Raw genomic sequence first — 20,842 nt, 5'->3', positions numbered from 1 at the left:
AACGAAAACTGCCGCGCTCCATTGCGGAGTGCGGCAGTTGGGGATTCAAAACCTGTGGGAGCGAGGCTTGCCCGCGAAGTCGATCTTTCAGCTTGAAAGAATGTGGCGGATGTATCGGCCGCTTCGCGGGCAAGCCGCGCTCCCACAGAACAGCTTTCATCGATCTTACGGTTGCTTCTGCGCCGCCTTGTCCGCCGGTTGATCAGGACCATTGGACAGGCTGTACACATAAGCGGCCAGCAATTGCACTTTGTCGTTACCCAACAATTCAGACTGGGCGGGCATATGGCCCTGGCGACCCAGACGAATGGTCTGCTGCAACTGTGCCAGGCTGCTGCCGTAGATGAAACCGCCCGGTTGCGTGAGGTTTGGGGCGCCCATGGCTTCGGTACCTTGGCCGTTAGCACCGTGACAAGCTACACAGGTAGTGCTGAACACTTGCTGTCCGGCAGCCAGGTTGGCGCTGTCGTCGGCGGCCAGAGGCAGGCCCGCCAGGGATTTGCGCACATAAGCCGCCACGTTCTTCACGCCTTCTTCACCGATGACCGGGCCCCAGGCCGGCATCATCGCCATGCGACCGCCCATGATGGTGGTCTTGATAGTGTCCGGGCTACCGCCCCAGCGCCAGATAGTGTCGGTCAGGTTCGGGAAGCCGTAGGCACCCTTGGCGTCGGAACCGTGGCACACGGAACAGTTGGACGCGAACAGCCGGCCGCCCATCTTCAGTGCCTGCGGGTCCTTGGCCACTTCGGCCACCGGCATGGCAGCGAACCTGGCGAAAATCGGGCCGAACCTGGCGTCTGCCTTGTCCATTTCCTTTTCCCACTCGTGAACGCCGGTCCAGCCGTTGTCGTAGCCTGGCAGAACGCCTTTCCAGTTGCCCAGGCCCGGATAGAGGATCAGGTAGCCGACGGCGAACACCAGGGTGCCGGCGAACAGCATGAACCACCATTGCGGCAGTGGGTTGTCGTACTCCTCGATGCCATCGAAGCTGTGCCCCATGGTCTGGTCGACACTGCCCTTGGTCTCGCTCTTGCGTGTGCCGATCAACAGCCAGGTCAGGCCGATCAGGCTGCCAAGGGTCAGCACGCAGATGTATGTGCTCCAAAAGGTGGTCATGGCTGCTTGCTCCGCACGACGGGTTGTTCTGCTTCGTTTGTTGAATCCGCGGATGGCGGCAGGGGCTCATCCGCGAAGGGTGCCATGCGCGCCTCGGCGAAAGCCGGATTGCGTTTGCCACTGAACACCCAGAGGGCCAGGCCGATAAATGCGATCGCGACTACCAGTGTGCCGAGGCCGCGCAAGTCTCCGATATCCATGGCTTACCTCTTGCTCTTGATCGAAGTGCCGAGCACTTGCAGGTAGGAAACCAGGGCATCCAGTTCGGTCTTGCCCTTCACCGAAGCAGCTGCGCCAGCGATGTCATCGTCGGTGTACGGCACGCCCAGGGAGCGCATGGCCTTGACCTTGGCTTCGGTATGGCTGTTGTCGAGCGGGGATGCACCCAACCATGGGTAGGCCGGCATCTTCGACTCAGGCACGACGTTGCGCGGGTTGTACAAGTGCGCGCGGTGCCAGTCGTCGGAGTAGCGGGCGCCGACCCGGGCCAGGTCCGGACCGGTACGCTTGGAACCCCACAGGAACGGGTGGTCCCAGACGCTTTCCCCGGCCACCGAGTAGTGGCCGTAGCGTTCGGTTTCGGCGCGGAACGGACGGATCATCTGCGAGTGGCAGCCGACGCAGCCTTCGCGGATATAGATGTCGCGCCCTTCCAGTTGCAGCGCGGTGTAGGGCTTCATGCCTTCGACCGGCTTGTTGGTGACGTCCTGAAAGAACAGCGGGACGATCTGGGTCAGGCCGCCGATGCTGACGGCCAGGACCATCAGGATCATCAGCAGGCCGACGTTTTTCTCGATGACTTCATGTTTCATGACTAGCTCCTCAGGCCATCTGCGCGGCGGCGGCTGCTTCGGCAGGATTGGATTCCCGCACGGTGCGCCAGGTGTTGTAGGCCATCAGCAGCATGCCGCTGAGGAAGATCACGCCGCCGACCAGGCGCACGATGTAGCCCGGATGGCTGGCCACCAGTGTTTCGACGAAGGAGTAGGTCAGGGTGCCGTCCTCGTTCACTGCACGCCACATCAGGCCTTGAGTGATGCCGTTGACCCACATCGACGCGATGTAGAGCACGGTGCCGATGGTGGCGAGCCAGAAGTGCGCGTTGATCAGGCCGACGCTGTGCATCTGCTGACGACCGAAGACTTTCGGGATCATGTGATACAGGGCACCGATGGAGATCATCGCCACCCAGCCCAGGGCGCCGGCGTGTACGTGGCCGATGGTCCAGTCGGTGTAGTGGGACAGGGCGTTGACGGTCTTGATCGCCATCATCGGACCTTCGAAGGTCGACATGCCGTAGAACGCCAGGGACACCACGAGGAAGCGCAGAATCGGGTCGCTGCGCAACTTATGCCATGCGCCCGACAGGGTCATCATGCCGTTGATCATGCCGCCCCAGCTCGGTGCCAGCAGCACCAGCGACATCACCATGCCCAGGGATTGCGCCCAGTCCGGCAGCGCGGTGTAGTGCAGGTGGTGCGGACCGGCCCAGATGTACAGGGTGATCAGTGCCCAGAAGTGCACGATGGACAAGCGATAGGAATACACCGGACGCTCGGACTGCTTGGGCACGAAGTAGTACATCATCCCCAGGAAGCCCGCCGTCAGGAAGAAGCCCACGGCGTTGTGACCGTACCACCATTGCACCATGGCATCGGTCGCACCGGCATACACCGAGTAGGACTTGGTCAGGCTGACCGGTAGTTCCAGGTTGTTGACGATATGCAGAATGGCCACGGTGATAATAAAAGCACCGAAGAACCAGTTACCGACATAGATGTGCTTGGTGGTGCGCTTGGCCAGGGTACCGAAGAACACGATGGCGTAGGCGACCCAGACAATGGTGATCAGGATATCGATCGGCCATTCCAGCTCTGCGTATTCCTTGGAGCTGGTGTAGCCCAGTGGCAGCGAAATGGCCGCCAGCAGGATCACCAGTTGCCAGCCCCAGAACGTGAACGCGGCCAGGGCCGGCGAGAACAGCCGGGTCTGGCAGGTACGTTGTACGGAGTAGTAGCTGCTGGCAAACAGCGCACAGCCGCCGAACGCGAAAATCACCGCATTGGTGTGCAGTGGGCGTAATCGGCCGAAGCTTGTCCAGGGTAAGTCGAAGTTGAGTTCGGGCCATACCAGTTGGGCGGCGATAAAGACGCCGAGTCCCATCCCGACAATCCCCCAGACCACCGTCATAATGGCGAACTGGCGGACCACCTGATAGTTATAGGCGGTACTGTTAGTTGTGTTCATTTAGGTGTTTTTCCCATCCAGCTTGGTCGGGGCCATTACGCACGGTTATAGCTCCGGGTTATTGGCAGACTCATCAAAAGCGAGGCAAGCATGAGCACTGAGTCAAATACCGGTATTGACGGGGATCAATGCGCGCAACTGGCGCAGGACAACGGCTGGCTGTGGCATGCAGCCAGACAGGACGGGGCGGGCAGCGCAACGGCGACGCTGATCCTCGCCCATGGCGCGGGCGCGCCGATGGACAGCGATTTCATGAACGACATCGCTGCACGCCTTGCCGCGCAAGGGGTGAGCGTGATGCGCTTTGAGTTTCCTTACATGGCCCAACGGCGCACGGGAGGTGGCAAACGGCCACCCAACCCTCAGGGGCAGTTGCTCGACTATTGGCGCGAGGTTTATGGCCAAGTGCGACCCCATGTCACTGGGCCTCTGGCCATTGGCGGCAAGTCCATGGGCGGGCGCATGGCCAGCCTGCTCGCCGATGAGCTGAAGGTCGATGGCCTGGTGTGTCTGGGTTATCCGTTCTATGCCGTGGGCAAGCCGGAAAAACCACGGGTGGCGCATCTTGCGCAGCTGCATGTGCCGACCCTGATCGTCCAGGGCGAGCGCGATGCTCTGGGCAGTCGCGAGGCGGTGGCCGGTTACGCGTTGTCCCCGGCCATTGAAGTGCTCTGGATACCGACTGCCAACCATGACCTCAAACCCTTGAAAGCATCGGGCCTGAATCAGGCGCAATCCCTGGACACTACGGCCGTGGCGGTCGCGCAGTTTTTACGTCGAGGCTGAGAGGCTGCAATAAAGGTCAAACGCGCCTTCGGTGACTTCGAAATCCACCGCCGAAACGCTGAAGCTGAATTGCCCGGCCAGCTTGTGCCGGTCCAGATCGGCTTCGGTGAGAATCAGGCTGCCGGTCTGGAAGTGCGCCGAGTGATAAATGACATTGCTCGACGAATGGGGCGACTGGTTGTAGACGATCCTGATGCGCGGGTCATTGGCGATATCGTACTCACCGGGCGCGATATCGTGATCGAGAAACAGCCCGAAACTGGCACGCCGGTTGGCGACCTTGCCATCGGCGATCACCTTCCATATCCAGTGCCTGGGCACGCAGCCCAACTCGGGGCGCGGAGTCAGGCTGCCCAATAGCGAGGTGAGTCGCATAGGGTTGTTATTGACCATGGCCTTAAAGCAGCCGGGATTTGATGCGGGGCGAGTCATGGGTTTTACGGGCCGTGCAGTAGCGCTCATGCGTGTGCTCTTGGAAAGGTGTTCGGGAGTACGAGGGCGCTATGCCAAGGTAACGCCCCCGTAAACGTCAGTGGCGTATCAGCGAATGCCGACGCCAAGGGCGGAGCTTAAATCCCAGATGCCGTAGGGTGGCACCGCACCTGTGACCAGATCTTTCACCTGCATCATTCTTTTCAGCAGCGCGTAATGACTGACGGTCGAGGTCCAGTAGTAGCCATGGCCCATCGGCCAGCGATTGCCATAGGCACTGTGGATTTGTCCCATTTCCTCGAGGGATGGCACACGGGCCTGCTGCCGCGCGGCCATTGCCTCGATCTCGGTATATTTGCCGCCGCCCAGGCCCACGCAATGAATGACCCCGGTCACTGTCACCGGGTAACTCAGGCTCGCGCCCTGGCTATCGGTCACCGAAATGGTCGCAGTGCCCTTGCCGCGCACCGACGTCAGGCCAGTATCATCGACCACCGCCACCCGCTCATCGCTGGAGCGATAGGTATAAGGCGGCCGACCACCACTGGCCACGCGATGCAAGGTGGTGCCGGCTGGGAAGGTGGGCAGAACCTCGGGATTGCCCGGCAACAGATAGACCTTGCCGTCCAGGCGGGCAGGCGAGGTGTCGAACTCCAGGCCGACGCTGCCCACTACGCGCAATGACAGGCTGGCGGACTGCTGCGCCACACCATTGGCGCGATGGACCACATAGGCAATCGCCACCGTCGTACCCTGATTGGCGCCGACCACGGCACTGGAAAACAGCACCGGCAACTCCAGGCCAGCCTCGGCGGCGGTAATGACCTTTTCCTTGCTGTCGCTGGCATTGACCCCCTGCCAGTTGACCACCACCCGATCGCCAGCCCGCAAATTGGCACTGGCATCGACCAGCACCGTCGCGCCATTAGTCGCGTTGGCCGGATCCAGCACATCACCGACTGCCTCCCTGACCTGCGGCACCGGCAGCGGCGCAACCACCGCCAGTTGCAACTTCACCCGTACCGGCGCCGCACTCATCGACAGATTGCCCGCCAGATCGGTCACGGTGTAATGCACCGGCGCCTCGATATCACCGATGGACTCCAGAAACGCCCGGGTGAAATCAACCATCACCCGCCTGAGCCCCATATCGTCCTCACCCACAACCGCCTCCGGCCCAGGCTGACCGTTCCAGAACGTGCGAATACGGTCGAGTTTGGCCATGCCGTTATAGCCAGCGATGGTGCCTTGCAGGACATTGCCCATGGCTTGCAGCTCATCGCTGGTCAGGCCGTCGAGGGCGGCGGCGGGGAAGATGATGGGGGCCAGCAAGGGGTTGCCGGGGGAGGTGCGGTCGACTTCTAGTGAGGTCGGACGGGATTGGTTGGTGGTGTTGTTGTTTGTGTTGGTGAGCAGGTATGCAATCCGGTGTTTGCCCTCAAGCAGCACGTTAATCGGTATTTCCAGCGTCAGAATATCGCCCGGCCTGTCCATAGGTTGGACGTTTTTGATCGGACCCGTGGGTTGGCCGTTCCAGAGCAATTGGTAAGTTGTCCCGACGCGGATATCGTTCCAGGCCGCAAAAGTGACCTGAACCGGAGCATTCAGGGCACTAAGCGGCAGCAAGCCGTCCTCGTTGAGGGCAATTGCGATGTTGAGGAGAGGGAGGTTGTTGTCAACCTCACCGCTATAAACCTGGATTTGTGGTTGCTGATACATAAGTAAACTCCTTGTATTGCTAAAAATTCAGAGTCCGTTATCGCCGCTCGGGCGATAACGGGTGTACAACTGATTACTCAGATGCTGCGGCGAGCCAGTTACAGCGTTTGCCAGCGATGGTCATGTCGATGGGTACACGTGTGGTTCTGGAAGTAGCGGCGCTTTGATTGCTGCCTGCGGCTGGCACTACTTTGAAATAAGCCTCGCCAAAGCCGAAACAGATTCGTTTGAGGTTATCCAGCGGAACAGTGAAGGCGTAACCATTGATCACGTCGTTTCTATCCAGTGTTCGTTCACCGGAAAAGTCGGCTGCTGGAAGAGGGTTATTCGTTTCGTCGAAAGCCTTGAAGGTGAATTCAATGGTTTGCCCTTCGCGAATATTCAAGTAGGGAGCAATGGTTACTACCGCGCCGTTGGGGTTTTCGATAGGGCCGACGTAGCCTTCTGGTGTTGTATTGAATGTTGGGCCGTTCGGACCATCGACACCTCCCGGCATTTCATCCTTGGAGCGCACCACGACCTCCTGCACGAGGGACTCTTTCGGATTGGGGTTGCCCAGGCGAGTCAAGGTGTAGAACACGGGAATTTGTGCCCCTGTTCCTTGGGCTTTCATCGTTTCATTGGCGATTGGCAGGATCAGGTCCCGCTGCGCACTGATATCGCTGGCCTTGATTTGATACCAGGCAAGGATAGTTTCACCGCCCCAATAGAGGTTCAGCTCATCGCTGAGGGCAAAACCGGTTTTCCATTTGATGATGGCGCGACTATTAAGCTCATAATCATCCTCATCAATGAAGTTATCGTCAGTGTTCGGGTTCGATGCGCTGCTGCCTTGAATGACCGGTGCGTCCAGTTCGCTGGGGCCGGGCAAGGTGACGAAGACGTCGATACTGCTCTCCAGCGAGGTGCCAAAAAGCTGCCCGGCTTTGTGTACCGAATAGGTCACATGGGCAACGCCTTCCGCTTTCGCGGCAATCGTCAGGTAAGGCACGGTGAATGAAAGCACTGCAGGCTGAGTTTCACTGCCCTCTGGAACAAGTTGTGGAGCAGAAGCGATGCCTTCCCAGGTCAGGATGATCTGGTCAAGCGCCTCAACACCCGGATAGCGAGGAATATCGACGGTGATGCCTGAGCGGGCTTCTGCATAATCAATTAGCGCGCCGACGGCAGGATCGATAATGGGCGCCGGGAAATCATTAGGCGCGTCGTTCAGAGCCAACTGAACATGGGTATTCAGCGACGGCGCGGAAAGATTACCGGCACGATCAGTCACTGTATAAGTGACGTCTCCATTGAAGTCACCCAGGCTTTCCAGAAATGCACGGGTATAGGTTATCTGGACGCGGTTAAGTCCCATGTCGGTGTTATTGACCACCGCTCCTGGCCCTTCTACCGCGCCCCAGTAAGTTCTAATCACGTCATGTTGGTACATGCCGGTATAGCTGCCGATCTCGGCGACCAGTACATCGCCCAGCGAGGTCAGCTCGGCTGAAGTCAGGCCACCTTCGATTTCCTGCGGAAACTTCATCGGTCCCAACTGTGGTCGTCCGGGTGGGGTCAGATCGATCTCCACACGGACCGCTGGCGAGTCCTCATGGGTGCCGTTGCGCACATTGACTGTACGATAAGCAAGGCCATGCGCGCCTTCCATTTGGAGAAACTGGACCGGCAGTTCGAGAAAGATTGGATCGCCTTCCTGTTCAGCGGCGATTGTTTTAACGGTACTCACCAGTACGCTGTTCCAGAGAAGTTGGTATGTATCGCCCGTGCGGGCAGTGTCCCACACGGTGAACTCAACTTTCAGGGGCTGGGTCAGCGCATTGACGGGCAACAACCCCTCATGATCTTCGTCGTAAATGGCGCCTATCACGGTGGGCGGCGTTAGCTCACGAGGCTGTCCTGGATACGTGCGAGTGGTATTGAGGACGGGTTTTTGCTGTGAAGTGTTCATATGCTTCTCCATTGTATTGATTAACGTTTATTACTTGAGTTGGGTGGACAGAGAACTGTGCAGATGCAAAGTGATATCCACGACATTATGGGAATGGCGGTCAGAGGCGGCCTTATCATCAGTTTCCAGATTTTTGGAACACTCAGAAACGTTGTTTAATAACAGTCGAATGTGAGTGCCCAGCGAAGGTTCGGAAATATTTCCGGCGCGATCCTTCACGGTGTAAGTGACGAAGCCATCAAATTGCCCAGGCTTTGCAGAAAGTCTCTGGTGTAAGTCACGTGGATACGATTAAGTCCGGTGGCCGTTTTGCTGACAACCGCGCCTGGCCCTTCCATGTCACTCCAGAATGTCCTGATTACATCATGTTGGTAAATGCCGGCGTAACTACCGATCTCCGCGACCAGTTGATCGCCCAGAATGGTCAGTTCTGCCGAGGTGAGCCCGCAATCGACTTCATCCGGGAACTTCATAGGCGCCAGTTTTGGTAAGCCGGGTGGTGTCATTACGATTTCCAGGCGCACTGTTGCGGAATCTGCATGCACACCGTTCTCGGTATTGATTGCACGATAAGCAACGGTGTAGATACCTTCCACCAAGTATTCGACAGGCACGTCAAGAAACAGCGGATCAAGCGGTTTCTCTGTGGTAGTCATTTTAATTTCACCGATGAGGGCGCCGTTCCAGAGCAGTTGATAGCTGTGGTCAGGAGCAATACCAGGCCACCCGGCGAATTCAACCCGCAGAGGTTTGTTCAACATGCCAAGTGGTAACAGGCCGTCGTGATCCTCATCATAGATAGCGTCTGGAATATTGGGCAGGACCATCTGCCGATATTGAATGTCATCAATAAAGTTATGGGTGTCTGTTGTTTTTTGCGAAGCAGTATTCATGGATATCTCCATACAATTAATAGAAAATTCGATAAAGTGAATGTGGGTGATGCGCTTTCTAGTTATGCCGTCATAGCCACCGCGCTATTGGCGTAAATGACCGGGCAGTGACAACCACATAACGATGGCTGCCTTTTACGGCGTACGATGACCCGTTGTTCCGGCGATTTTGACGGGTTGGGATTGCCCAGGCGGGTCAATGTGTAAAACACCGGGATCTGCGAGCCGCTACCACCGATTTTCATGATGGTTTGAGGGATCGGAATCAATAGATCCTGTTGTGCACTGATATCACCGGCCGTAACCTGATACCACTGCGCAATATTTTCATGGCCCCAATGCAGGTTCAATTCATCATTGATTGCAAATCCACTGTTCCATCGAATGACGGCGCGGCTATTGAGCTCATAATCATCCTCGTCAATGAAGTTATCGAGAGCATCCGGGTTCGCGCTGGTGCCCTGAATAACCGGCGCGACCAGATCACTGGGACCGGGCCAGCTGACAAAGACTTCGATGCTGCTTTGCAAGGAAGTACCAAACAATTGCCCGTCTCTTGTGACTTCATAACGGACGCGGGCCAGGCCTTGAGGCATCGCCGCTGTGGTGGTGTAGGGCACGGTAATCGTCAACACGGCGGCATCATTTTCATGACCTGCGGCAACCAGTTGAGCTGCCGAGGCAATGCCCTCCCAGTACAACGTGACCTGATCACCCGCTACAGCGCCTGGATATTGGGGAATAACAACCAACACGCCCTGACAGGCTTCGGCGTAATCGACCAGCGTACCGAGTGCCGGGTCGATAATCGGCGCCGGGAAGTCATCGGGAATCATCACGGATGATTGAAACGGAGCGCCAAGGGACGGCTGGGAAACGTTCCCTGCACGGTCCATGGCCGTATAAGTGACGATGCCATTGAAGTGGCCCAGACTTTCCAAAAACTCGCGGCTGCAAATAATCTGCACGCGTCCTGACTCTACGTCGGCTCTATTGACGACAACACTTGGCCCTTCGATATCACCCCAAAAAGTACGAATAACGTCGTGTTGATACATATCGGTATAGCGATCGACTTCAACGACCAGTTGATTACCCATGGCGGTAAGTTCCGCCGAGGTCAGGCCGTCTGCGATCTGTTCGGGGAACTTGAGGGGGGCCAGTTGCGGCAGGCCGGGTGGGGTAAGGTCGATTTCTATGCGGACGGGAGCCGAGTCTTCATGCGTACCGTTGCGGACATTGACGGTGCGATAGGCGAGGGAATATATACCTTCTTCGTAGTAGTGTTTGTTTGTTTCAAGATCGTATTTTCCATAATACTCAAGAAATAAAGGATCTCCGGGTAGTTCGCTTCTGATTGTTTTGACCTGCGCTATAAAAACATTGTCACAAAGCAATTGGTAAGTATCACCAGGCTTAGCGTCATTCCATACGGAAAATTCAACCCTTATTGGGGTTGTCAGTGCGCTAATGGGTACTAATCCTTGATGGTCCTCGTCGTGAATAGCAGCGGGGATCTTGGGTAATACCACGTTTTCGTACTGCCTTTGATCAATATCCTCACGATTGGGTGTTGAGTTTTTCAGCGATCTATTCATATGAAGCTCCACTCTATTCAATTATTTTGCTCCCTCGCATGAGCAAGGTGGCAAAGTTTTCTAATTTATCAATTGTATTATGCAAGTCGTGGAATGCATCTATGCCCACTCTGCCTGTAAGACAGGATCCTGCTCATCTGTCTCCATTTTTAACTAATAGGATTTTTTGCAAGCTGTCAACAAGGAGGTGTTGAATATTTATTTTTTATTTTTCGGTAGGGTTTAACTTGGAGTTCCTGGCAAGGCAACGTAATCACAAAAAGTAGGTCGTTGGGTAGTAGTATCATAAAAAATAATTATGTAGTCCCAGTCTCTCTGGATAATCAGAGTAATCCTACATCTGGTTAGGAGTTGCGGATTCAAGTTTGTCTCTTCTTCGATTCACAGTATCCTTTCGAATGTAGCCTGGATACAGATCAATGCGAGTGAATAGAAGATTGCTGCCTCGGAGCGGAATCGGGACCATAGTGGTTATGGCGAGCCTTTCTCCTGGATACGCGACGGCAATGGATGGAAATCGGGCCTTGATTGGGAGTGACGTAGCAGCCCAACAAGCGCTTAACGCGAATATAAGTGAAGGTATGAAACGATCTGCCCATACACTGTCGGATGGATCGGTTATACAAACGATAGAAGTTGATGGGTATGTGCTAAATGTAAATGGGGACACGCCTCCTGACTCCTATAATGTCGAGCGCGGAGGTGTTTTAAACGTATCAGGTGGTGCTACTGTTGATCTGATTATCGTTCAAGGGTCTAATGTTAATATTGATAACAGTATGGTTCGTCTAGGAGTTCACGCTCATAATGATTCAGAAGTTAATATTGGCTTTAGCAATATAAAAGGAGCTGGCGGTGCGGCGGTGGTAGCCCTCGGTGCCGCGGATGGTGCCGGAGGTACTGTTGTAAATATAAACGATAGTACGGTTTCCGGTGTGAATACAGGCGTTACGGCTGGGACGTGGAGTCTGGTGACGCTTAGCAGCACAGATATTTTTTCCTACGTTGACCTAGACGGTATGGCAGATGGTCTCCGTATTAACGGTAGCAAGGTGACGCTGCAGCATGGCAGTTTGGTCGAAAGCGATAAAACAGGCATCAGATTTATCGATGATTTGCAGGGTTTGCCTACGGACGTCGTTATCCATAATGACCTCACTGTCGACAACTCCACCGTCCGCGGCCTCGATGGGGCCGCAATCGTCGTCGATACCATCACTGATCGTGTCGACACCAATATCACCATCCAAAACAACTCAACCCTCCAATCCAGCACCAACACCCTCTTGGATGTCATCGGCACCGCGCCAGTCTCCTTCCGGGTCGATAACAGCACTCTGAACGGCAATCTGCAGGCCAGCGAGGACAGCAATCTCAATATCACCCTGCAAAACCACGCGCAGCTCACCGGCAATATCGTCAATAGCAAATCCCTGGCGATCAATTCGGGGGCGCATTGGCAGATGGTCGGTGATGGCGCGGTGAATGCGTTGGCCATGGACGGCGGGCAGGTGAGTTTTGCCGAGCAGGGGTTTCATCAGTTGTCGCTCAAGGGTTTGTCCGGCAGCGGTGTGTTTGATATGCGGGTCAATCTCGATGAAGGGCAGGGCGACCTGATCAATGTCGAGGGGCGGGCCACGGGGGAGTTTGATCTGCGCGTGCAGAACACCGGGGTCGAGGGCGTATCGCCGGATATGCAGCCGGTGCGGGTGGTGCATACCGAAGGGGGGGATGCCCGCTTCAATCTGTTGGGTGGCCGGGTGGACCTGGGGGCTTACTCCTATCTGCTGCAGCAGCAGGGCCATGACTGGTTCATTGTCGGTGATGGCAAGACGGTCAGCCCGTCGGCGCGCTCGGCTCTGGCGCTGTTCAATGCGGCGCCGACCATCTGGATGAGTGAGCTGTCGACCTTGCGCAGTCGCATGGGCGAGGTGCGCGGTACTGAGCAGGGTGGCGGCTGGATTCGGGCCTATGGCAATCGGTTCAATGCCACCACCAGTGATGGCATCGATTACCGGCAGCAGCAGAGCGGTCTGTCGGTCGGTGCCGATGCGCCGGTGCCTGTTGCCAGCGGTCAATTGCTGTTGGGCCTGATGGGGGGTTACAGCAAGTCGGATCTGGATCTGAGTCGCGGCACTGCCGGCACGGTTAATAGCTACTACGTGGGCGCCTATGGCACCTGGCTGTCGGAGGACGGCTATTACCTGGATGGTGTGCTCAAGCTCAACCGGTTCCGTAATGAATCCGATGTGGCCATGAGCGATGCCAGCAAGAGCAAGGGGGATTACGACAACTCGGCTGTCGGTGGCTCGGTGGAGTTCGGCCGGCATGTCAAGCTGGGCGACGACTATTTCCTCGAACCTTTTGCCCAGTTGGCGACGGTGGTGGTGCAGGGCGACAGCTATCGCATGGATAACGGCCTGCAGGCGAAGAACAACCGTACGCAGTCAACCCTCGGCAAGGTCGGCAGCACCCTCGGCAAGAGCGTGCAGCTCAAGGATGGCGGCCTGTTGCAGCCGTATGTGCGGGTGGCCCTGGCTCAGGAGTTCTCGCGGCGCAACGAGGTCAAAATCAATGGCACAGGCTTCGACAACAACCTGTTCGGCTCCCGTGCCGAAGTGGGGGCGGGTGTGGCGGTGTCGTTGTCCGAGCGCCTGCAGTTGCATGCCGACTTTGACTATATGAAAGGCAAGGATGTCGAGCAGCCATGGGGCGCGAACCTCGGGTTGCGCCTGGCGTTCTGATCTAGGCTGGCTAACCTCGCCCGATCTGCGGATCGGGTGATTTTCAGGGCTCCTGCGTTTTTGCGCAGGGGCCCTTTTTTCGTTGGTCAGGTCGCCATTGAGGAGCACTGGCTGTAGTAACGCATATCTATCAATGCGTCACAGGTCGCGGAGCGGCGCTCGTTTTTTTTACGGATGACCCGATAGTGGGCTTCGGCGCGGCCATAGCCGACGGCGTGCAAGTGCTCCCTGGGAATGAAAAAGTGCAGGCCCAGTTGCATGTGCTGGCGCATGACCAGTTGTGTCTGGGTGAAGTCGGCGCGGCTGATCGGCAGGCCACCGATTGCCCGGTCGAAGAACGTCACGCAGGCCATGACGGTATCGCCGACTTTCATCGCCGGATATGGCCGAACCTTGAGACAGGTGCCCATGGGGCTGAAGATCGGGCAGATCGAGTTGCTGCTGTTGGCTTGGGGAAAGAGCGGCGGGCAAAGCGGCTCTGTCGGCCGTTTGGGTTCGGGTTCAGGCGCCGGTGGTGTAGCGGTCTCAGGTTCTGGCGCCGGCCATTCATCCTGATGGCCGGGGCTCGGGGATTTCAGTGTTTGCATATGCAGGTCCTCCTCTGCAACGAGTGTTGGGTTCAGCTCTCGGTGTCGCGCTGGTGTGCCGGGTCGCGCTGGACGATGACCCGTGTTGCCGGCGATGTGCCGATCTTCTTGCCGCGGCGAAAGACCTCGAAATACACATCGACCAGGCCGTACTGGATATGGCTGACAAAGCTGTAGGCGATGCACAGCACGCGCACGGTGGCGGTCATGCCGACGGCGTGCATGATGCGGGTCGAGGAACGGTTCAGGCCCCAGTGGAAGACGATGGTGTCGCCCTCGGCCATCCGCGGCGAACCGGGGATATGGATGCAGATACCGGCCCAGGCCTGGGCATGGCTGATGTTTTGCGGGTTGAGGTTGGGCAGTCGCGGGGCTTGCAGCGTGTTGGAGATGTCTTGTACCCAGGGTCGATGGGGCTCGGGGACGCCGTGGTCCTTTGCAGGAAGGATGGGCGGGTTTCCTGAGGTGTCGTCGCGGGATATGTCGTGTTGTTCAACTGAGTGGCCTGAGGGGCTGTCTTGGTCGTGTACGTTCATCATCGGCTCCTGTATTAACCATTGGGCAATAAATAGTTAACTACTGATGTTCACCGTTTTATTTGGCGACAAACATTACAGGTGGTAATTGGCAGGTGCGTCAAGTTTGAGGGGTTGTACCGGGATAGTGTTCAAAAAGGCAACAGTGGTTGTTGCAAGTTATTGCCTGGTAGATGCAGGTTTACGTTGTAAATGGTCTGTATCGCCCGTGTGGCGAGGGATGTGTCGATCAGCGGCGTGAGGGATTTTTGCCAGGAGGGGCGGCTTTTCTGTAGGAAGCCTGTAGGAGATTAGTCATAAATAAGTCGTTATTGGCGACAGTAAGGCGTCCTAGGAAATTGCCTACTCAGATATCAGAAAATACACTCAGCATTAATATATAAGTCTGTCATTCAAATGTGTGGGCCTGTTGGGAAGTCTTGACCATATGAATATAAGCAATGGTTTGGACCGCTGTTTTTAGAATGAGCTCTGTCGGAGCTGGCTGGCTGCGAGAGCGGTGGCGCAGCGAGCGCACGCACTCGTTCGCCACCCAGGCGGCTCCCCACGACAAGTGAGATTGAAGCAAGCCCCTGCGCATGGCAGGGGCCCTCCAACCTATCGGTTAAAACGCTCCACCAGCGAGTACTGGGTGTTGGCCGTATCGGTAAGCTCACCGCTGAGTTTGGCCGAGCGTTGTGCTTCGTCTGCGGTCTGGTCGGCCAGTTGCGAGATGGTGGCGATATTGCGGCTGATCTCGTCGGCCACGGCGCTTTGCTCCTCGGTGGCGGCAGCGATCTGGGTGGTCATGTCGGTGATGTTGGCCACCGCCTCGCTGATGCCGATCAGCGCCTGGTCGGCTTCCAGTACCCGGGCAACGCCTTCTTCGGCCTGACGATGGCCGGAGTTCATGGTTTGCACGGCGTTGTTGGCGGTCTGTTGCAGCTTGGCGATCAGGCCATGGATTTGCCCGGTGGATTCGGTGGTGCGCTGCGCCAGTTGGCGGACCTCATCGGCAACCACGGCAAAGCCACGGCCCATTTCCCCGGCCCGTGCCGCTTCGATGGCGGCGTTGAGGGCCAGCAGGTTGGTCTGGTCGGCAATGCCCTTGATCACATCGACCACGCCACCGATTTCGTCACTGTCCTTGGCCAGTTGGGTCACTGTCAGGCCGGTCTCGCCCACGGATGTCGACAGGCGTTGAATGGCTTCGCGGGTCTCGCCGGCAATGTCACGGCCGCGACGGGTCAGCTCATTGGCCTGTTGCGTGGCGTCAGCGGTGCGCTGGACGTGATTGGCGACTTCCTGGGTGGTCGCGGCCATCTGATTGATGGCCGTGGCGACCTGTTCGGTCTCGACGCGCTGACGCTCCAGGCCGCTGGAGCTGGCATTGGCCAGGGAGTTTGAGGTGCGTGCCTGGCCGTTGAGTTGCTCGGCAGTGTCCTGCAAGCGGGTCAGGCAGGTTTTCAGGCGGGCTTGCTGACTGAGGATGGACATTTCCAGGCGCGCCTGAGGGCCACGGCTGTCGGTGTACATCTGTGCAATCAGCGGGTCGGACGTGGTTTGTTCGGCCAGGCGCAGCAGACGCTTGATTCCGCGCTGTTGCCAGCTCAGCCCGAGCAGCCCGAGCGGCACGGAAACCGCTGCAGCCAACACAAAGCCCCAATGCGAGTTGAGCCACACCCCAATCAGGAAGCTGATCTGGCTGACCATGATGAAGGGCAGCCAGTCCTGCAGCACCGGCAGCCACTTGTCCCGGCTCGGGATGGCCGACTTGCCCTTGTTGATGCGTTCATACAACGCTTCGGCACGCTTGATCTGCTCGGCGGTCGGCTTGACCCGCACCGATTCGAAACCGACGACCTGGCTGTTCTCGTACATCGGTGTGACGTAGGCGTTGACCCAGTAATGGTCGCCGTTTTTGCAACGATTCTTGACGATGCCCATCCAGGGTTGCCCCTGTTTGAGGGTGGTCCACATGTGTTCGAACACAGCCGGCGGCACGTCGGGATGGCGCACGATGTTATGGGGCGCGTTGAGCAGCTCTTCACGGGTAAAACCGCTGATTTCGACGAATGCTTCGTTGCAGTAAGTGACCACCCCTTTGGCATTGGTGGTGGAGATCAATCGCTGTTGCGCCGCAAAGGTGCGTTCGCGTTGAGTGACAGGCTGGTTATTGCGCATGAGCTGATTAGATCCGCATAGGCTTTCGAGAGTTATCGGCAGCGATGTCGATAAATTGAGACGAAGGGTGGGTGACGATCACTGCACACTCGTTTGAGTGCAAGGGCCGTTCACTCCAGCATCGGGTAGCTGAACAGGCCGAAATGCGCCAGATTCAGGCCGAAATGAGTGAGGACTGCCGCCGGGAGGCCGCCCCATCGATAAGCCACGCCGTAGCCGACACCGGCCAATGTCGCGAGGAACATCCATTGCCATCCACCTCCAATGTGGGCCAGCCCGAACAGTGCCGCAGCGCACCCCAGGGCCAGGGTGTCGCCCTGTGCGATCCCTTTGAGTAAACGTTGCAAGCCGCCTTGAATATAGCCACGAAACAGCAGCTCTTCCGTCAGGCTTACCAAAAGCAGGTTGTTTGCCAGCCATAGTGCCGCTGTATCCGGCCATTTTGGCGACCAGATAACGACCCCCAAGAACATCGCCAGCGTCATGCAGGCTACGGTGGTCAGTGCGAGCGTGGTTAACGTGATTCGCAGCGTGCGTGCGTCGCAGACGCCCTTCGCCACCCAGGGGCAGGCCAGCAGCAGCCAGAAGCCGATCAGCGGTTTGTCGAGGTTGAGGTTCATTGTGAACGGCGCGGCCTCAGGGCTCAGACGCATCGCCGTTATCACCCGGGCGTTGGCAAAACCGGGCAGCCAGTGGGCCGCCAGGGCGATGGCCAGCACGACAAACAGGCCGTGACCGAGCCAGCGGACATGATTGGGCTGCGTGGGGCGGATGCAGATAACCGCCACGGCGAGCAAGGCAAAAGCGAGAACTGCCCAGGGTTGCAATTGACCGTAGGCCAAGGCCAGGCCGTAGCCCAGGGCGAGTAAAACGAAAGCGGTCCAGCGGATAACAGGCAAGACAAACTCCAGAGCGCCATTCACGGCGGAGCGCAGTTTAGCCCTGAATGGTGACTGGAGGGGTGCTACTTTGGGTGTAGGTGTTACGCAAAGTTGCGGTACACGCAACTTTTACAAAACAAACCCTTGGCAGGGGGAAGCACATGCTATGAGCGAATTGTGGGAGCGAATTCATTCGCGAATAGGCCATGACATCCGCTAGATATCTGTTGCCTGGAATGCAGCTTTCGCGAATGAATTCGCTCCCACAGGATGCTGGCCTTTACCCCTGCTTGATCAACTGCCGCAGCACATAGTGCAGAATCCCTCCCGCCTTGAAGTATTCCACTTCATTGAGCGTGTCGATCCGGCACAGCACATCGAGGCTTTCCCGGCTGCCGTCTTCGCGGACGATTTCCAGGCTCAGGCTCATCCCCGGTTGCAGGTCGGCGTTGCTCAGGCCGCTGATATTCAGGGTTTCCTTGCCGCTGAGCTTGAGGGTCTTGCGGCTCTGACCATTTTTGAATTGCAACGGCAGTACGCCCATGCCCACCAGATTGGAGCGGTGGATGCGTTCGAAGCTTTCGGCCAGTACCGCCTTGACCCCCAGCAGGTTGGTGCCCTTGGCGGCCCAGTCGCGGCTGGAGCCGGTGCCGTATTCTTGCCCTGCGATCACCACCAATGGCGTGCCTTCGCTCTGATAGCGCATGGCAGCATCGTAGATCGGCAGCTTTTCGTCGGTCGGCACATGCAGAGTAAAACCGCCTTCCTCGCCACCCAGCATCTCGTTGCGGATGCGGATATTGGCAAAAGTGCCGCGCATCATCACTTGATGATTGCCCCGGCGCGAGCCATAGGAGTTGAAGTCCCGAGGCTCCACGCCTTGCTGACGCAGGTAGCGGCCTGCCGGGCTGTCGGCCTTGATATTGCCGGCCGGAGAGATGTGGTCGGTGGTCACGGAGTCGCCGAGCAGGGCAAGAATCCGTGCGCCGCCGATGTCTTCGATGACCGGCAACGGCCCACCGATATCTTCGAAGAAGGGTGGATGCTGGATATAGGTGGAGTCATCCTGCCAGACGTAGGTCGCGGCCTGAGGCACTTCAATGGCCTGCCATTGGGCGTCGCCAGCAAAGACTTCGGCGTATTCCTTGTGGAACATGCCGGTATTGACCTGCTCCACGGCGGCGGCGATTTCTTTCTGGGTCGGCCAGATATCGCGCAGATACACCGGCTGGCCGTCGGAGCCGGTGCCCAAAGGTTCACTGCTCAAATCGATGCGCACACTGCCTGCCAGGGCGTAGGCCACCACCAGGGGCGGCGAGGCCAGCCAGTTGGTCTTGACCAGTGGGTGCACGCGGCCTTCGAAGTTGCGGTTACCGGACAGCACCGAGGCCACGGTCAGGTCGGAGGTCTGGATGGCTTTCTCGATGGGCTCCGGCAGCGGCCCGGAGTTACCAATACAAGTGGTGCAGCCGTAGCCGACCAGATCGAAGCCCAGGGCGTCGAGGTATTGCGTCAGCCCGGCGGCGAGGTAGTAGTCGGTGACAACCTTGGAGCCTGGCGCCAGGGAGCTTTTTACCCACGGCTTGCGTTGCAGGCCTTTCTCCACGGCCTTCTTCGCCACCAGACCTGCCGCCATCATCACGCTGGGGTTGGACGTATTGGTGCAGGAAGTGATCGCGGCGATGACCACGGCGCCGTTTTTCAGGCGATAGGTATGGCCTTCATATTCGTAGTCGGCTTCGCCCGTGACCTGATCGGCATTACCGACCGCAACGCCACCGCCGCCCTCGCTTTCCAGGCGGCTTTCCGCATGTTTGGGCGGCGCCAGTTGCAGGCCGAGGAAGTCGGTGAAGGCCTGCGGCACGGCAGGCAGGGCGACGCGGTCCTGCGGGCGTTTCGGCCCGGCGAGGCTGGCGACGACCTGGTCCATGTCCAGTTCCAGGCTGTCGCTGAAGGCAGGCTCCGAGCCCGGCAGGCGCCACAGCCCCTGGGCCTTGCAGTAGGCTTCGACCAGCTTGACGGTTTCAGTCGGACGCCCGGACAGGCGCAGGTAGTCCAGTGTCACATCGTCCACCGGGAAAAACCCGCAGGTCGCGCCGTATTCCGGGGCCATATTGGCCAGGGTCGCGCGGTCAGCCAGGGGCAGGTCGGCGAGGCCGTCACCATAGAACTCGACGAATTTGCCGACCACGCCTTTCTTGCGCAACATTTGCGTGACCGTCAGCACCAGGTCAGTAGCAGTGATTCCTTCCTTGAGCTTGCCGGTCAGTTTGAAGCCGATCACTTCCGGGATCAGCATCGATACCGGCTGGCCGAGCATCGCCGCTTCCGCCTCGATGCCGCCCACGCCCCAGCCGAGTACGCCGAGGCCGTTGATCATGGTGGTGTGGGAGTCGGTGCCGACCAGGGTGTCGGGGAAGGCATAGGTACGGCCGTCTTCGTCCTTGGTCCAGACCGTGCGACCGAGGTATTCCAGGTTGACCTGATGGCAGATGCCGGTGCCCGGCGGTACCACGCTGAAGTTGTCGAAGGCACTTTGGCCCCAGCGCAGAAAGGCGTAGCGCTCGCCGTTACGCTGCATTTCGATATCGACGTTCTCGGCAAAGGCCTCGGCATTGCCGAACTTGTCGACCATGACCGAGTGGTCGATGACCAGGTCCACTGGCGACAGCGGATTGATCCGCTGCGGGTCGCCACCGGCCTTTGCCACGGCGGCGCGCATGGCGGCCAGGTCGACCACCGCCGGCACGCCGGTAAAGTCCTGCATCAATACCCGCGCCGGACGGTATTGAATCTCCCGGTCCGAGCTGCGTGTGCCAAGCCAGGCGGCCAGGGCCTTGAGGTCGTCGCCGGTGACGGTCTTGCCGTCCTCCCAGCGCAGCAGGTTTTCCAACAGCACTTTCAGGGACATGGGCAGCTTGTCCAGGTCGCCCAGGCTGCGGGCGGCGTCAGGCAGGCTGAAGTAGTGGTAGGTCTTGTTATCGACTTGCAGGGTCTTGAGGCTTTTCAGGCTATCGAGCGAAGACATGAAAATAACTCCCGAACGGTCCGCACGGTTACGGACTGGATGAGTCGCCAAATGACGGCATTTACAGGCTGGTTCTATGCACTGGACCGCTTGGCAGCGCCAGTGGTTCCTGATTCGGCTATCATGCGCGCCTTTGAAGTCTGTGGGGTGACGCCCCG

At 58.0% G+C, this 20,842-nt stretch carries 16 protein-coding genes; 2 read left to right on the top strand and 14 right to left on the bottom strand.

From position 1 onward, the window contains the following. Positions 1 to 165: 165 nt before the first annotated feature. Genes ccoP through ccoN form a run of 4 tightly spaced genes read right to left on the bottom strand, consistent with a single transcriptional unit; the run spans position 166 to position 3,366 of the window. Entirely contained in the window at positions 166 to 1,119 is a 954-nt protein-coding gene (gene ccoP, locus M2401_RS09240; protein ID WP_259101862.1) for a cytochrome-c oxidase, cbb3-type subunit III, read from the bottom strand. After that, complete coding sequence (locus M2401_RS09235; protein ID WP_259101859.1) at positions 1,116 to 1,319, bottom strand: cbb3-type cytochrome c oxidase subunit 3; 204 nt, start codon at positions 1,317 to 1,319, stop codon at positions 1,116 to 1,118. Before M2401_RS09235 ends, ccoP begins: the two co-directional genes overlap by 4 nt. Before the next feature lie 3 nt (positions 1,320 to 1,322). Then, entirely contained in the window at positions 1,323 to 1,931 is a 609-nt protein-coding gene (ccoO, locus tag M2401_RS09230) for a cytochrome-c oxidase, cbb3-type subunit II (protein ID WP_259101856.1), read from the bottom strand. A 10-nt stretch (positions 1,932 to 1,941) separates the two neighbouring features. Continuing rightward, positions 1,942 to 3,366 carry a cytochrome-c oxidase, cbb3-type subunit I gene (gene ccoN, locus M2401_RS09225; protein WP_259101854.1) on the bottom strand — a complete coding sequence of 475 codons (1,425 nt, stop codon included), beginning with the start codon at positions 3,364 to 3,366 and terminating at the stop codon, positions 1,942 to 1,944. Between the two features lie 90 nt (positions 3,367 to 3,456). Between ccoN and M2401_RS09220 the strand changes: the two genes are divergently transcribed. Next, positions 3,457 to 4,152 (top strand): alpha/beta family hydrolase, encoded by a 696-nt coding sequence (locus M2401_RS09220; protein WP_259101852.1) that lies wholly within the window; start codon positions 3,457 to 3,459, stop codon positions 4,150 to 4,152. On the opposite strand, the gene M2401_RS09215 is transcribed toward M2401_RS09220, so the two are convergent. From M2401_RS09215 to M2401_RS09195, 5 genes are all read right to left on the bottom strand, one after another. Next, positions 4,138 to 4,614, bottom strand: a complete 477-nt coding sequence (locus M2401_RS09215; RefSeq protein WP_259101849.1) for a hypothetical protein — start codon at positions 4,612 to 4,614, stop codon at positions 4,138 to 4,140. The two genes, M2401_RS09220 and M2401_RS09215, sit on opposite strands and share 15 nt — an antisense overlap. A 78-nt stretch (positions 4,615 to 4,692) precedes the next feature. Beyond that, positions 4,693 to 6,303, bottom strand: a complete 1,611-nt coding sequence (locus tag M2401_RS09210; RefSeq protein ID WP_259101847.1) for an Ig-like domain-containing protein — start codon at positions 6,301 to 6,303, stop codon at positions 4,693 to 4,695. A 73-nt stretch (positions 6,304 to 6,376) separates the two neighbouring features. Beyond that, complete coding sequence (locus M2401_RS09205) at positions 6,377 to 8,254, bottom strand: hypothetical protein (RefSeq protein ID WP_259101844.1); 1,878 nt, start codon at positions 8,252 to 8,254, stop codon at positions 6,377 to 6,379. Between the two features lie 215 nt (positions 8,255 to 8,469). After that, the gene (locus M2401_RS09200; protein WP_259101841.1) at positions 8,470 to 9,147 is read right to left on the bottom strand and encodes a hypothetical protein; all 678 of its coding nucleotides are present in this window, start codon (positions 9,145 to 9,147) and stop codon (positions 8,470 to 8,472) included. 62 nt (positions 9,148 to 9,209) lie between these two features. Next, positions 9,210 to 10,745, bottom strand: a complete 1,536-nt coding sequence (locus tag M2401_RS09195; protein WP_259101839.1) for a hypothetical protein — start codon at positions 10,743 to 10,745, stop codon at positions 9,210 to 9,212. Positions 10,746 to 11,764: 1,019 nt separating this feature from the next. Between M2401_RS09195 and M2401_RS09190 the strand changes: the two genes are divergently transcribed. Beyond that, positions 11,765 to 13,489 (top strand): autotransporter outer membrane beta-barrel domain-containing protein, encoded by a 1,725-nt coding sequence (locus M2401_RS09190; protein WP_259101836.1) that lies wholly within the window; start codon positions 11,765 to 11,767, stop codon positions 13,487 to 13,489. A gap of 86 nt (positions 13,490 to 13,575) precedes the next feature. Here the strand turns inward: M2401_RS09190 and M2401_RS09185 are convergent, their stop codons facing one another. From M2401_RS09185 to acnA, 5 genes are all read right to left on the bottom strand, one after another. Next, positions 13,576 to 14,076, bottom strand: a complete 501-nt coding sequence (locus M2401_RS09185; RefSeq protein WP_259101833.1) for a hypothetical protein — start codon at positions 14,074 to 14,076, stop codon at positions 13,576 to 13,578. A gap of 32 nt (positions 14,077 to 14,108) precedes the next feature. Next, on the bottom strand, positions 14,109 to 14,612 hold the full coding sequence (locus M2401_RS09180) for a hypothetical protein (RefSeq protein ID WP_259101831.1): 504 nt from the start codon (positions 14,610 to 14,612) through the stop codon (positions 14,109 to 14,111). A 597-nt stretch (positions 14,613 to 15,209) separates the two neighbouring features. Further along, entirely contained in the window at positions 15,210 to 16,775 is a 1,566-nt protein-coding gene (locus M2401_RS09175) for a PAS domain-containing methyl-accepting chemotaxis protein (RefSeq protein WP_259101828.1), read from the bottom strand. Between the two features lie 110 nt (positions 16,776 to 16,885). Then, on the bottom strand, positions 16,886 to 17,674 hold the full coding sequence (locus M2401_RS09170) for a CPBP family intramembrane glutamic endopeptidase (protein WP_259101825.1): 789 nt from the start codon (positions 17,672 to 17,674) through the stop codon (positions 16,886 to 16,888). A gap of 262 nt (positions 17,675 to 17,936) precedes the next feature. Continuing rightward, complete coding sequence (gene acnA, locus M2401_RS09165; RefSeq protein ID WP_259101822.1) at positions 17,937 to 20,684, bottom strand: aconitate hydratase AcnA; 2,748 nt, start codon at positions 20,682 to 20,684, stop codon at positions 17,937 to 17,939. Between the last annotated feature and the right edge of the window lie 158 nt (positions 20,685 to 20,842).

Origin of the sequence: Pseudomonas sp. JUb42 (genome assembly GCF_024807945.1) — a bacterium.
GTDB lineage: Bacteria > Pseudomonadota > Gammaproteobacteria > Pseudomonadales > Pseudomonadaceae > Aquipseudomonas.
The sequence above is the reverse complement of the archived record's forward strand: the minus strand, read 5'-3'. Positions and strand labels throughout refer to the sequence as shown.

Bases quoted from the DNA above. Each gene is read 5' to 3' on its own strand.
- ccoP (WP_259101862.1), bottom strand. From the start codon at position 1,119: ATGACCACCTTTTGGAGCACATACATCTGCGTGCTGACCCTTGGCAGC.
- M2401_RS09235 (WP_259101859.1), bottom strand. From the start codon at position 1,319: ATGGATATCGGAGACTTGCGCGGCCTCGGCACACTGGTAGTCGCGATC.
- ccoO (WP_259101856.1), bottom strand. From the start codon at position 1,931: ATGAAACATGAAGTCATCGAGAAAAACGTCGGCCTGCTGATGATCCTG.
- ccoN (WP_259101854.1), bottom strand. From the start codon at position 3,366: ATGAACACAACTAACAGTACCGCCTATAACTATCAGGTGGTCCGCCAG.
- M2401_RS09220 (WP_259101852.1), top strand. From the start codon at position 3,457: ATGAGCACTGAGTCAAATACCGGTATTGACGGGGATCAATGCGCGCAA.
- M2401_RS09215 (WP_259101849.1), bottom strand. From the start codon at position 4,614: ATGAGCGCTACTGCACGGCCCGTAAAACCCATGACTCGCCCCGCATCA.
- M2401_RS09210 (WP_259101847.1), bottom strand. From the start codon at position 6,303: ATGTATCAGCAACCACAAATCCAGGTTTATAGCGGTGAGGTTGACAAC.
- M2401_RS09205 (WP_259101844.1), bottom strand. From the start codon at position 8,254: ATGAACACTTCACAGCAAAAACCCGTCCTCAATACCACTCGCACGTAT.
- M2401_RS09200 (WP_259101841.1), bottom strand. From the start codon at position 9,147: ATGAATACTGCTTCGCAAAAAACAACAGACACCCATAACTTTATTGAT.
- M2401_RS09195 (WP_259101839.1), bottom strand. From the start codon at position 10,745: ATGAATAGATCGCTGAAAAACTCAACACCCAATCGTGAGGATATTGAT.
- M2401_RS09190 (WP_259101836.1), top strand. From the start codon at position 11,765: ATGGCAGATGGTCTCCGTATTAACGGTAGCAAGGTGACGCTGCAGCAT.
- M2401_RS09185 (WP_259101833.1), bottom strand. From the start codon at position 14,076: ATGCAAACACTGAAATCCCCGAGCCCCGGCCATCAGGATGAATGGCCG.
- M2401_RS09180 (WP_259101831.1), bottom strand. From the start codon at position 14,612: ATGAACGTACACGACCAAGACAGCCCCTCAGGCCACTCAGTTGAACAA.
- M2401_RS09175 (WP_259101828.1), bottom strand. From the start codon at position 16,775: ATGCGCAATAACCAGCCTGTCACTCAACGCGAACGCACCTTTGCGGCG.
- acnA (WP_259101822.1), bottom strand. From the start codon at position 20,684: ATGTCTTCGCTCGATAGCCTGAAAAGCCTCAAGACCCTGCAAGTCGAT.